This is a genomic window from Fervidobacterium sp. (assembly GCA_026419195.1).
Taxonomy (GTDB): Bacteria; Thermotogota; Thermotogae; order Thermotogales; family Fervidobacteriaceae; genus Fervidobacterium.
Genome location: JANZZV010000008.1, coordinates 1 through 13,251 on the forward strand (window position 1 = coordinate 1; position 13,251 = coordinate 13,251).

10 protein-coding genes are annotated in these 13,251 nt (G+C 35.2%); 4 read left to right on the top strand and 6 right to left on the bottom strand.

Features of this window, described 5'->3' with window-relative positions; translation table 11 throughout:
* Positions 1-145: 145 nt before the first annotated feature.
* Genes N2Z58_07080 through N2Z58_07100 form a run of 5 tightly spaced genes read right to left on the bottom strand, consistent with a single transcriptional unit; the run spans position 146 to position 5,579 of the window.
* A complete protein-coding gene (locus tag N2Z58_07080; protein ID MCX7654416.1) occupies positions 146-1,066 on the bottom strand; it encodes an ABC transporter ATP-binding protein in 921 nt (306 codons plus the stop codon).
* Positions 1,059-2,015, bottom strand: a complete 957-nt coding sequence (locus N2Z58_07085) for an ABC transporter ATP-binding protein (GenBank protein MCX7654417.1) — start codon at positions 2,013-2,015, stop codon at positions 1,059-1,061. The genes N2Z58_07080 and N2Z58_07085 overlap by 8 nt, the downstream gene beginning before the upstream one ends.
* A 20-nt stretch (positions 2,016-2,035) precedes the next feature.
* Entirely contained in the window at positions 2,036-2,878 is an 843-nt protein-coding gene (locus N2Z58_07090; protein ID MCX7654418.1) for an ABC transporter permease, read from the bottom strand.
* On the bottom strand, positions 2,878-3,867 hold the full coding sequence (locus tag N2Z58_07095) for an ABC transporter permease (protein ID MCX7654419.1): 990 nt from the start codon (positions 3,865-3,867) through the stop codon (positions 2,878-2,880). Before N2Z58_07095 ends, N2Z58_07090 begins: the two co-directional genes overlap by 1 nt.
* 35 nt (positions 3,868-3,902) lie before the next feature.
* Positions 3,903-5,579 carry an ABC transporter substrate-binding protein gene (locus tag N2Z58_07100; protein MCX7654420.1) on the bottom strand — a complete coding sequence of 559 codons (1,677 nt, stop codon included), beginning with the start codon at positions 5,577-5,579 and terminating at the stop codon, positions 3,903-3,905.
* A 270-nt stretch (positions 5,580-5,849) separates the two neighbouring features.
* On the opposite strand from N2Z58_07100, the gene tsaB reads away from it, so the two are divergent.
* Positions 5,850-6,515 carry a tRNA (adenosine(37)-N6)-threonylcarbamoyltransferase complex dimerization subunit type 1 TsaB gene (tsaB, locus tag N2Z58_07105; protein MCX7654421.1) on the top strand — a complete coding sequence of 222 codons (666 nt, stop codon included), beginning with the start codon at positions 5,850-5,852 and terminating at the stop codon, positions 6,513-6,515.
* A 64-nt stretch (positions 6,516-6,579) separates the two neighbouring features.
* Here the strand turns inward: tsaB and N2Z58_07110 are convergent, their stop codons facing one another.
* Complete coding sequence (locus N2Z58_07110) at positions 6,580-8,253, bottom strand: hypothetical protein (GenBank protein ID MCX7654422.1); 1,674 nt, start codon at positions 8,251-8,253, stop codon at positions 6,580-6,582.
* 216 nt (positions 8,254-8,469) lie between these two features.
* Between N2Z58_07110 and mutS the strand changes: the two genes are divergently transcribed.
* From mutS to N2Z58_07125, 3 genes are all read left to right on the top strand, one after another.
* Positions 8,470-10,947 (top strand): DNA mismatch repair protein MutS, encoded by a 2,478-nt coding sequence (mutS, locus tag N2Z58_07115; protein ID MCX7654423.1) that lies wholly within the window; start codon positions 8,470-8,472, stop codon positions 10,945-10,947.
* An 88-nt stretch (positions 10,948-11,035) separates the two neighbouring features.
* Positions 11,036-11,215, top strand: a complete 180-nt coding sequence (locus tag N2Z58_07120) for a hypothetical protein (GenBank protein ID MCX7654424.1) — start codon at positions 11,036-11,038, stop codon at positions 11,213-11,215.
* Between the two features lie 107 nt (positions 11,216-11,322).
* Positions 11,323-12,957, top strand: coding sequence for an HD-GYP domain-containing protein (locus tag N2Z58_07125; protein MCX7654425.1), 1,635 nt, complete (start codon positions 11,323-11,325; stop codon positions 12,955-12,957).
* Positions 12,958-13,251 lie beyond the last annotated feature (294 nt).

Consider the following 13,251-nt stretch of genomic DNA (forward strand, 5'->3'; position numbering starts at 1 on the left):
TGGTTCCTCTTTATTATAGGATTTTGAGAATATCTCCAAACGACTTCACTACTACCTTTTGGTCTATCTTCCCAAGGAATATTCGGTAGACTTTCAGCAATTATTCTCAATCGTTCTTCCCCCTTTTATAAATTAAATTATATTTTCAAACCTTTACACATGCGACTTTGTGATTTTCTTCAACCTCAACGAGTTCGACATTCTTGCATTTTTCATCACCGAATGGACATCTATCGTAAAATTTACAATATCCTTTGGGTGTTTCTCTACCATGAAGCGATATAGTAGTCTTCTCCCATTTTTGTTGAACTGTTGGAACAGAAGACAAAAGCATTTTTGTGTAAGGATGTTGAGCATTCTTGAAAACTTTAACAGTATCTCCATACTCCATTATCGAACCTTTATATAGAATTACCGTTTTATCGCTTGTATAATAACCAAGCGACAAATCGTGAGTAATAAAAAGTACAGACAAGCCTTTCTCTTTTAATTTGATGAGTGCATTCAGCACATCAATTCTTGTGGATGCGTCAAGCATACTTATTATTTCGTCCGCTACCAGAAATTTGGTTTTTATCAATAACGCCCTTGCTATAAGTAATCTCTGCAACTGTCCCCCGCTGAGTTGGTGAGGAAATTTACCAAGTATCTCGGATGGGTTAAGTCCTATATCTTCAATCGCCCTTGCAACCTCCCGTCGCCAGTCTTGCTGATTTTTGTCAGGATAGAACTCTTCACGCACCATCTCAAAAACTCTATCTATCTTGAAAATAGGATTGTAAGAACTGAATGGATCCTGAAATACTCCTTGGACATGTCGATAGTATTCTTTAATATCCTTTATAGTAGTTATATCCAACTCGTTAAAAAATATCTTTCCACTGGAAGGTTTTGTAAGTCTAAGTATCATCTTACCAATCGTTGTCTTGCCACTTCCACTCTCTCCAATAAGCGAAACTATCTGATTATCACCAATTTCAAAAGTTACATTGTCTACAGCATAAAATTTTTCTCGACCAAATGGACCAACTGAATAAGCCTTTGTCAAGTTTTTGACCTCAAGCATTTGCTTTCACCTTCCAACAATATGCAACATGATGCTCTTCGACTTTAACCAAAGGTGGTTCCTCATCACATTCATGACCACGGAGCGGACATCTGTCTTTGAATCTACAACCTGTGGGTGGATTTAAAAGTTGAGGTGGTTGACCTGGGATGCCTTTTAATAATCTTTCGGTATAGCGAATACCTACTTCCGGTAGTGAATTCAGCAACATCTTTGTGTACGGATGGACTGGGTTTTCAATTAATCGTCTTGTAGTGCCAATTTCAGCGATTTTACCTGCGTACATAATCATTATCCGATCTGCTATTTGATAGAGCACTGACAGATCATGTGTAACAAAAATGAGCGATTTAACTATTCCAGCATCTTTAAAATCTTTAATCATTAAACAAACAGCCTTCTGAGAAGAAACATCAAGAGCAGAAGTTATTTCATCGGCTATAAGCAATGAAGGATTGAGTAGTGTACTAATAACCATCACCATTCTCTGCTTCATACCACCTGAAAGTTCTATAGGATACATATTTAAAACTCTTTCTGGAAGGTTGACCATCTTGAGTCTTTCCATCAACTCATTTATGACAGATTCAGGCTCTATTCCTTTACTTAAAAGTACCTCTCGTATGTATTTTCCAATTTTCCGTGTTGGGTTAAGTGCATCCATCGCATATTGTGGTATGATAGAAACTTTCGTAAATCTAAAGTTTCTCATCTTCTCGTAATCTTCTATAGGTAATTTTTGTTTATCAAGGTAAACATCTCCACCCATGTAATACATTGGAGGTTTGAGAAGCACTATGCCGTTACCAAGTGTCGATTTTCCACAACCTGATTCACCAGCTAAGCCGAGTAGTTCTCCATCTTCAACGGTAAAAGATACATCATCAACAGCCTTGACATACCCTCTTAACGTTTTGTAGTAAAGTTTCAAATTCTTCACTTCGAGCATTTTATCATTCAGCTCCTTATTCACATTTCTCTTAATCTTGGATTAAACACTTCATCAAGCCCTGTGTTCATAAAATACAAAGCACCTACTATGAGCGTAATAACTAATCCTGGAGGAATCGCCCACCACCACATTCCAAGTTGTATGGCATTCCAAAGTACCGCGTTTTGCATCATCAAGCCAATCGATATACCCTTAGTCGGACCAAGACCAATGAAATCAAGACCAACTGCAGCAAGAATTGCACCACCAAACTGAAGAATAAAAACCATGAACACGTACGAAAACATATTTGGCATAATTTCATACAATATTATTTTAAGGTGGCTTCTACCTGTTATTCGAGCAAGATTCACAAATTCTCGAACCCTAAGTGAAAGTGTTTGGGCTCTAACTGCACGAGCAGTCCATGGCCAAGCCGTGAATCCTATTATGATACTCTCTACTAAAATACCTCTGTAAGGTAAGTAAGCGGCTATAATTATTAACAATGCTAAGGTTGGTATTACTAAAAGGATGTTCGTTATCATCATAAGTAGTTCATCGATCCATCCACCTTCATAACCAGCAAAAAAACCTATAATCAAACCTATTAAAGTGGCCAATCCTCCACCTATTAATCCTACAAGAAAAGATGAGCGTACTCCGTACACCAATTGTGTAAAAACATCTTGTCCAAATGTGGTTGTTCCAAGCCAAAATTCCTTGCTCGGTGGTTGATAACCTCCGCCAACATATTCAAGTGGATCTTTGTACTTGGAAATAAGTGGTCCAAAAAGTCCAAGAAAAACAAAAAACAAGACTATGGAAAGACCTATTCTGAGTTTTTTATTTCTAAACGCAAAGAACAACATTTCATTCATCATATCTCACCACCGTATGAATATCTTACACGAGGATCTAAAAGCATGTAAACCAAGTCAACAGTGAAGTTAGCAACAAGAACTCCGATAATTATGAATATAAAACATCCTTGTATCAAAAAATAATCTTGATTCAATATCGCCTGTGTAAGTACATAACCAATTCCAGGGTACGAAAAAACAACTTCTGTCGTTACTTGACCAGCGATTATTGTTCCAAGCTGTAATGCTAAACCTGTCACCTGCGGAAGAATTGCATTTCTAAACGCATACTTTCGAATAAGTTTCTGTTTAACGCCCAGTGCTTCAAGATATCTTGAATAATTACTTTCAAGTTCGTATATTACCATATTTCTCATTCCTATTGCCCAACCACCCAGCTGAACTATAAAGAGTGACAAGAATGGCAAAATCCAATGTTTCAGATAATCGGATATGAATAACCACGACCAATGAGGTCTTAGGGAAAAGCTATACGCACCGGCAATCGGAAATATCCTCAATACAACTCCAAAATAGTAAGCAAGTAGTATACCAAGCCATAGATAAGGTGCACCTGTTATAAAATACATTGTTGGTAATATTATTGAATCAAGTCTTTTTCTTCTTGCAGCGATCGCACCAAGATTATTTCCAACGATCCAACTTGCTATTATCGATGGTAAAAGCAGTCCTAACGAAAAAGGTAGCGCACTCTTCAAAACATCCAGAACAGGTTTTGGATAAAGATAGATACTAATTCCCAAATCTCCCCTTAAAAACGCTATCCAAAAATTGAGATATTGCTTCCACATAGGCTCATCAAGACCAAAAGCTTTTGTCAAATAACTATAGATCACCTTCGCTGATTCTGGCAATCCTGAAAATCTTGAGACAAGAACAAGGATAGGATTCCCAGGCATCAGCCTGGGAATCAACCAGTCGATAGTAACTGCAAAGATAAACGTTAAGACGTAAACTAATATCTTCATTCTAAGGTATTTTTTCATTAAATACACCTCTTCGGTTATAAGAAATTGCTATTCTATTGCTTTAAACCAATGAGCATGAGTACTCCGCCAGTTTGCCATCTGCCACCCCATGTAACTGGATATGCGTATGGCATCTTTTCGCTTGGCCAACCTTTCCATACCTGGGTACTTGCCTGGAACCACATACCATTGTACCAGAGAGGTATAGCTGGCATTTCTTTGAGATGGATTTCCGCTATTTGCTCTACAATTCTCTTACAACCCGAGACATCATCCATTGGTGTTGAGTTAAGTTGTGTGATCAACTCAAAAAGTTTTTGATTGACGTACCTTCCAAAGTTTCCGTTGTACATCTCACTGCTAATATTTGAATTGAAGACCCAATTATACATCGTCCACGGTGATACTGTCATTTGACTGTTGAAGTTATTAATTGCCATATCAAATTTTCCCGTGGTTAGATCTTCCCAGTATTTGCTGTAATCTGGGAACTTCGCTTCAGCGTTAATTCCAACTTGCCTGAGTTGTGATGCTATTAATTTTATCGATTCCATCCAGTCTGTCCAACCAAACGGAACGATGATTTCTACTTTGAACCTGCTCCCATCTGGCGCTTCTCTGTAACCATCCTTATTCACGTCTTTATAACCAGCCTTGTCAAGCAAGTCTCTAGCAGTTTTTGGGTCATACTTAAATCCAAATTGTTTTGCAGCATTCTCTGGATAGTATTTCATCCAACCTTTGATCGGTAAGAAACCAACAGGATTGGAAGGAACAACTTGTCCTTCGAATACAGTCCTTGCAATAACACTTGGATCAATGGCAAATGCTATAGCTCTCCTAAGGTTAGGATCGTTTAAAGGTTTTTTGGTTGTATTGATAAACAAATAAGCAACGTTGTCAGATAACATGTAGGGTTCCTTTTCAAACCAAGTGTGAATGTCAGAATATGTTTTCTTCAGCGTTGGAACTCCTGGTAGGAAGAAATTGGATATGTCAAGTTCACCTTTCATTATCATACCCAAGGCAACGTTGTTACTCAAAACTCTTAAATAGACTATTCTTTTTGGTTTTGGTTGGCCGAACACCTTGTTACCCCACCAATTTTCGTTTCTCAGATAAATCATTCTGTCATCACTGTACGTTTCGAAAAGATATGCACCGGTACCTATTGCCTTTTCATTTGCACCGCTAAGAATGTCCTCTTTAGATTTTTTTGACCAAATATGTTGTGGTATGATCGGAGTTTGATAGATGTTATAATTCCATTCGTGGTACCTTGGTGAAGAGAATGTGAAAATCACGGTGTAATCATCAGGAGTGTCTATCTTTGCAAGCCATGTCCAAATTGGGCTGTATGAAATCTCTGGTATTTGCTTTGCAAGCTCGTATGTAAATTTTACATCTTTTGATGTGAACGGTGTACCATCATGCCACGTTACTCCTCTTCTTAATTTGATTTCAAAAGTGTTTTTTGATGTCCATCTACCACTTTCAGCAAGCCAGGGAATTAATTCGTCTTTTAACGGGTCATATCCATACAACGTTTCGTATATCAAACCTACTGTTCCAGTTACTGCATTCCATGGTGTTATCGGGTTCCAGTTTGAAGGAGGTGCCCACATACCGCCACCGGCATACAATGTTTCTTTTCTTTCGTATACAACACTGGCAAACAAGACCGTTGACATAAGGGTCACTACAAGCATCACAAATAATACCCTTTTCATAAATATCCTCCCTTTCGCTGAGTTTTACCCTTGCGGGCAATTATATGATACCAATGTAAATATTTTCACAAGAAAACTTGAAAAGTTATTATTTTTGTACATTTTTTATGAAGTCACTGAAAGTTTTTATTTACCTATAAAAAACTTATGATATCAAAAACTCTACACGTTTTACTTTTTCATGATATAATAAATCACAGCAGAATTTGGGAAAATTCTGTGAAAATTATACAAAGTGCAAGAATTCAAAGTCTAAGGGAGGTAATAATATTGAAAATTTTTGCAATCGATACATCAACACCAAGAGTTGTAGCTTGTTACTGTGATGACGAGCAGAAAATGCTTGTTGAACTTGAAACAAAGGCTAAGCATGGAATTCAAGTAACTCAGATAGCGGACATGCTTAACAATGTGGACTTCGGTGATCTTGATATAATCGGAGTTGGAATAGGTCCTGGAAGCTTAACAGGATTAAGAGTGGGAATAGCATTTGCTACAGGGCTTGGAATAGGAAAAAAATTCGTCGAAATAAACTCCTTGAAATTGATAGCTTACAATTTGGAATTTTACAATGGATACGTAGTGGTCCTAAGAAAAGCAAGAGAGGGTTACCTGTATGGAGCGATCTATAAAGGTAATGGTAATCAGGGTTTAATTGAAGAAATAGAAAAGCCTTTTATAGATGATATCGAATCAGTGAGGAAAAAGGTAAAAGCATATGCACCAAGTTTATGCATAGGTGATGGAGCAGAATTTTTTGAAAATAGATTGGATGAAAATAATTACAATGTCCCAAGTGCAAGAAATTTGTTAAGGCTCGTGGAAATGGAAATAAATGCCGGAAGGCTTGTAGATGTTGTAGAGCCATTGTATCTTCAAAAAAGCATAGCCGAGTTGAATTTTGAAAAAAGGGAGCAAAAATTAAAAGGTTCGTAAAAATTAAACTACAAAAGCCACCTGATAAGGTGGCTTTTGTTGCACTGAATTTGTAAAGCTAATATTATTCTTCTGCTTTTATTACATAGTTTATTATCAATTTTCCGTAAACAATCCAGGAATATATATCGTATTCTTCAAGTTTCATCATTATTGCTTCACCAATTTCCTCACTTGGAAGTTGGAAAGATATTGTAAAATATTTTGTTCCATCTCTACCTATTGCTGGGAAAAATTCTAAGCGTTTCAAAAAGTTTTGTGGGTAATTGCGTAATGACCAAATTGTTGGAATAAATCCTTCGTCTAATTTTTCAATTAAGTAATTAATTACACTTACCAAATTATCAACTGTTGTGTAAACGTAATTTTCGTCGAGAATTTCTTCGTATTCTTCCTCGTAAAGTCCTTCTGCCGGTGGGGCTTCCTCTGTTTCATCCCCTGTTTCATATTCTATTTCATCAAATGTTTCTTCATAGTCTTCTTCCTCTATCTCTTCTTCTTCATAATAATCATATTCATCTGAATAATATTCTTCCGTTTCTTCAAAAGCCTCTTCTAAATACTTTTCCAAAAACTTTTGAAGATTCGTTACCTTTCCCGTTATTTTTATGCCACCATTGGTTATTCTTTGCACATTTAGTAAAAAGCTAAAGTCTTCTTCTTCTTCACCAATTATTCCAATATACATCAAGCTATTTTCTAAATCCTTATGTTTTGTTTCAATCCCTACTTCTTTACCTTGCCATGCGTTTACTAAATTGTTAATTCTATCAAATTTCATATACTGGAAATGTTCTTTCAAATTGAATTGAACGAGTTTTTCGTACTCAGGTTTATATTTTGCGCACATGAAAAGATCGGTACTTCCTGATATCAAGAAAATATCGATGTTTTCAGTAAAGAAAGGTACTAATTCCTCCGGAAGCTCTTGGAGTAATATTAAAAGTGGGAGGAAATTAAAGTTCCTAGTTGCACCTATAAAAATTTTTGAATTGGGTACATAATTTAGCTCGGAAAGGTAGAATTCATTTCTCTTAAGCAAGGTCTTTTCGTAATCTGAAATATTCTTTTCAATTATGAGTTCAAACCAAATTTTGTTTTGCTCGATACAACCCTTTAATTCTTCCGAAACTGGCTTTCCAAAAGTATCACCAAATGCGTACAACCAGTTTCCTATGGGAGTGGTACCAAAGTTCTTATAGTATATATCAACCTCTTGAGGTATATTTACTTCTACAAGCTTAACCTTTGAATTTAACATATCTTCAACAACCATTTTTTGGATTTCAGAGCATGTTAGATAAAGTGCTTCTTTTGAGCGAATTGTATAAAATGCAACCTCCCCAATTTGAATCTTCTTGGTTGATTTATCAAGGTCAGTTACAATGTATGATGCTTTCATAAGCTCAGCCAAGGTTTTGGCTATAGCATCTTCTGAAAATTTCGGTTCAATAGCTACAACAATAGGTAATTTCAAAAAAGCCTTACTCGTTATTCGCTCGTCTTCCAACATAAATCCCAGCAAAATCTCCGAAATTCCACCAAACGAATCTTTACCAAAAAGTGTTATTTGACCGAATTCGAAGTTGTAATCTGGTAGGATTAAACTTAGAACTTTGTCGACAGATGAAATGTGAAATACAAAATCCGCGTTCTCCGGGACTTTGAAGCCGAATACGAGGTAAATGGATGTAACCAAAACTAACAAAACTACTTTCCTAAACCTTCTGTTTCTCATACAACCTATCCCCCCTCCTCAAAATCATGTCAAAAATTAAGAATGTTTAATTAATTATATTTTACTACATTTTTGTCGAAAATTGCAAGAAAAATGCAAAATAATACGCGGAACTATCATCGCTTTAAAATTGCCTATGGTTGTTGTATAATTGATTCTAGACAAGTTCTTTCAATTTTTGACCTACTTATAAACATAAAATACGGGGTGAAAAGAATGAACCATTTGAATCAAGAATTGTTCAGTACCAGAAATTTTAAAGTTACACCTATGATGAAGCAATATCTCGATATTAAAGAAAAATACAAAGACGCTATTTTACTATTTAGACTCGGGGATTTCTACGAAGCTTTTTTTGATGATGCATTGACAGTTTCGAAAGTGCTAAACATTGTCTTGACCAAACGTCAGGATGCTCCAATGGCCGGCATACCTTATCATGCACTTGAGAATTATCTTAAAAAATTAGTTGATTCAGGATTTAAGGTTGCCATATGCGAACAAATGGAAGATCCTGCTCTTGCAAAAGGTATTGTGAAAAGAGAAGTGACAAGGGTTGTTACACCTGGAACACTAATTGAAGATGAACTACTTACTACAGAAAGTAATTATATGATGTCGTTGTACGCAAGTGAAAATGATATCCAATGTATTTTGACTGATACCTCGACTGGAGAAGTAATTGTCAAGAAACTGGACAATGTAAATGAGATAGCTGATTTTATTCAAACACATAAGATTTCGCAGATAATTTGTCCGGAGGATTTTTACAACGATATTCTTAGTGTTGCACGCAGCTTTGGGATTTTCGTTGACAAGCTTGATGAATGGTATTACACAAATGAAGAACAAACGATTAAAGAGGCGTACGGTGTTGTTTCGATAGAACATTTTGAACTTGGAAAGGCGGCTAAACCTCTCAGTGCCACTATAAAGTATCTAAATTATACTCTTAATAAGAATGCAAAGTTAAAATTTCCGAAGATTCTTGAAGAATCTATATACATGAATCTTGATTCAGCGACTGTTGAGAATTTATCACTTATTCCAGGTGATAAAGGTAAGAACCTTTATGACGTTTTGAATAGGACAAAAACCCCTATGGGAAGTAGATTGCTGAAATGGGTAATACTGCATCCATTGAAAGATAAAAACGAAATAGAAAAGCGTTTGTGGTATGTAGAGGCATTTTTTGAAGATACTTTATTAACAAACGAAATAAGGGAATACCTCGATGGGATATATGATATCGAACGTATAATAAACAGACTCGAATACGACAGCGCAAAACCAAAAGATTTAATTAGTTTGAAAAATACTCTTGAGGTTCTGCAACCAATAAGGGATGCCCTTTCTACAAATGAAAAACTTTTGCCTATAGCCGATTCTATTCCAAACGTGGACGATCTGAGATTAAAGATAGAGAATACGTTATACCAAGAGATTGAAGGTGAACTTGGTGAAGGTAAGATAATACGGCATGGTGTTTCAAAAGAACTTGACGAATATAGAGAGTTATTATATCACGCAAACGAGAAGCTGAAAAATTTTGAGGAGAAAGAAAAGCACAAAACAGGTATCCAGAAGCTTAAAGTAAGTTTTAACAACGTCTTTGGATATTACATAGAAATCCCAAAAGGACAAGCAAAACTTGCTCCGGAAAGCTATACAAGAATTCAAACTCTTGTGAACGCGGAAAGATTCACAACAGCCGAACTAAAAGATTTTGAACAAAAAATCCTTGCAGCAAAGGAAAAAGTCGATATATTAGAAAAAATGATATTCAAAAATCTGTGCGATGAAATAAAACAGTATACTCAAGAGTTAAGAAAATTGGCTGAATTAATAAGTTGGATTGACGTATATTCCAACTTTGCGTACGTATCGAGGTTATACAATTACGTTAAACCAGAGATTTCCGACGAAGAATTCAAAGTATTACGAGGTAGACATCCTGTTGTTGAAAGATTCGTAGAAGAATTTGTACCAAATGACATATACATGGATAGTACTTTACGCATGTTCATTTTAACAGGACCAAACATGAGCGGTAAAAGCACATATATAAGACAAGTTGGACTCATTGCATTAATGACTCAGATAGGCTGTTTCGTTCCAGCAGATTTTGCAAAAATCCCGATCTTTGATAGGATATTCACACGCATGGGGGCAAGAGATGATATTTCAACAGGCAAGAGCACTTTTCTTACCGAAATGAATGAAGTAGCCTTAATACTTGCAAAAGCTACGAAAAACAGCTTAGTTTTACTTGACGAGGTTGGTAGAGGTACAAGTACTTTCGACGGTATAAGTATCGCATGGGCAATGAGTGAGTATATTTACAACGAAATTAAGTGTAAGACGATATTCGCAACGCATTTCACAGAACTCACAGAGCTTTCTGAAGGATACAACGGAATAAAAAATTTAACAGTAGATGTAAAGGAAACAACCGATGGCGTAATCTTTTTGCATAAAGTCATTGAAGGAGTAGCTGATAGAAGCTATGGAATTGAAGTAGCAGCTATCGCTGGATTGCCAGAAAGTATAATAGAAAGAGCAAAGGAGATATTGAATATAATTGTAGAAAAAAGCGATATTGAGAAGAAAGTTGGTATATTAAAAGAAGGACAGATGAAAAAAATAAAGTCAACAAGAAAAAGTATTCCAGAAGGTCAAATGAAACTTTTCTAACTTTTCAGCAAAGAGGTTAACATATGAAAATTTTTTATAACATGACCTATTGATAAACAAACGTGCTATCACAGAGAATTTCTTACCCGTGTTTATATCGTTCGAAAACTACGTCAGTGTTTTAAAAGAAGAAAACTTTGTCGACTTTTTTCAATACAATGTTGAATTTTTCTTAAAACACAAATTGCACTTACAAAAGTTACCAAAGCATATAAGTTCAACTAGTGAAATTGAAAAGATACGAGAAAGAAGAAATAGAAGGTTTTAAGAACCCGCTGTTAATTCTAATAAAGTTTTGAATTTTCTTAATCTTCATCTGATACACTCTCCTTTTGGAAAATATATAAAATCGAATCCAAAGGAGAGTGTTTTTGGTTGAGTGAAAAAGTAACGATACGTGAATTTTTTAGGAAAGAGATATTCCTAAGACTTCTTATAGTTTTGATTATCACTGTATTCACTTGGATAGGTTTTCTCGGGATTTTCATAAGAAATGTACATCGTACACTTTCATTCCAAATTTACAATCAAATTAGTAGCCAAGTCCAGTTCATTGAAATTGGTGTCAAGAATCTCTTTGAAACCTACGAGAACTCAATTTTAGATGTAACTTACCAGATGACAAACGTATTAAAAAACGAAAGCCAGTTAAACGATTCTATTGTGAAATCATATATAAACATTTATCTTTCATACTTTATTCCACCATTTAGTGAAATTGAATACGAAATAGTGAAGAACATAGATAATCAAATCTTATTAAAAGAACAAACAAGAACAGGTTTTGACATATCAAAGGAAAGAATATACCTTGATGTTTTTCAAAGATTAAATGGAAAAGGGATAATAAAATTGAGATTCTACTTGCCTGATGAGTATATAAAAGATTACTTGAAAAAAATAAATCTAAAAAGATACGATATGATAAATGGAATTAAATTGTTCGACGAAGAAAGTTTAAAACCTATTTTCCAATTCGAGAAGGAAAGAAAGAATGTCTTTTTTAGGTCAACTGAAGTCTTTACAATGGAAGATGAACTAAGATTATTGAACCGTAAACTTGTTTTATGGATTGATATTAACTACGATTCAATAGTTTCTCCTATTATAGTTTTATTTGTTCTCACTGTTTTTTCCGTTACCTATTTAATTGTCAAGATGGGCAAGTATTCAAATCATTTAGCCAAAGAATTAGAAAAAGTAGATGATGCCATATGTGATTTTCAAGGAAACGTATGCGGTCAAAAGAAAGAAAGCGACATCGTTGAAATTGATAAAACACTCGATTTGCTCAAAAACACTTACGATCTGGTTTGTCACCAAATCGAAGAACTACAAAATTCAAATGCTAGGATAGAAGAACTATACTCAGAGATTGAGACACTTTCAAATGAATTAAGAGATGCCTTCTTTGATTTCTCGCAACGACTGGCAACTGTTGTAGAAGGTTACGAACAGGAGACATCAAAGCACATAAAACGAACGCAAGTTTTAACACGGATGATGGTCGAAAGATTGGAATTGCCAAAAGAATACAAAGATGAAATAGTGCAATACTCAACTTTACATGATATAGGTAAAATATTCATTCCACACGAAATTTTAAATAAAAATGGTAAATTAACAAAAGAGGAGTTTGAAGAGGTAAAAAGACATACTGTATATGCCAAACGATTGCTTGCACATCCAAGGTTCAAAGTTGCACTTAACATAGCCTTATTTCACCATGAAAATTACGATGGAACAGGTTATCCGCTTGGTTTGTCGAAAGATGAAATACCACTTGAAGCAAGAATAGTTAAAATAGTAGACGTTTATGATGCACTTAGGAGTGATAGACCTTATAAAAAAGCCTTTACACACGAGGAAGCCATTGAGATTATTACAAATGGCGATGGACGGGTTGAACCATCACATTTTGATCCAAGATTGTTAGAGATCTTCCTGTCGCTATCTGAGCAGATTATGAATTTTTACAATATGACTAATAACATCAACATACTCATTTAGAATGCAATTAATAGTGCACTTCTAATAACTTGATTCGTTTTGACACCCTTCGCTTCTGCAAGATTATTGTTTGAGACTGGATCTTTTATTTCCACATAGCACACGCTTTACAAATGTAACTTTGAACAGGAAAATCCATAAAAGTTGTGACTGTATACCTTAAATAATCTTTTACCCGTCAGCTCATAAACTTCAGAGCATTTGATTATAACATCACAAGAAGTTTGCAGATTTCTATCAGCAATAACTTAAAAACAATAGCCCGCTTTTGCGGGCTATGTGTAACAATGGATT

Excerpts from the sequence above, each read along its gene's own strand:
- N2Z58_07110 (MCX7654422.1), bottom strand. The coding sequence starts at position 8,253 with ATGAGAAACAGAAGGTTTAGGAAAGTAGTTTTGTTAGTTTTGGTTACA.
- N2Z58_07080 (MCX7654416.1), bottom strand. The coding sequence starts at position 1,066 with ATGCTTGAGGTCAAAAACTTGACAAAGGCTTATTCAGTTGGTCCATTT.
- N2Z58_07090 (MCX7654418.1), bottom strand. The coding sequence starts at position 2,878 with ATGAATGAAATGTTGTTCTTTGCGTTTAGAAATAAAAAACTCAGAATA.
- N2Z58_07100 (MCX7654420.1), bottom strand. The coding sequence starts at position 5,579 with ATGAAAAGGGTATTATTTGTGATGCTTGTAGTGACCCTTATGTCAACG.
- mutS (MCX7654423.1), top strand. The coding sequence starts at position 8,470 with ATGAACCATTTGAATCAAGAATTGTTCAGTACCAGAAATTTTAAAGTT.
- N2Z58_07085 (MCX7654417.1), bottom strand. The coding sequence starts at position 2,015 with ATGCTCGAAGTGAAGAATTTGAAACTTTACTACAAAACGTTAAGAGGG.
- N2Z58_07095 (MCX7654419.1), bottom strand. The coding sequence starts at position 3,867 with ATGAAAAAATACCTTAGAATGAAGATATTAGTTTACGTCTTAACGTTT.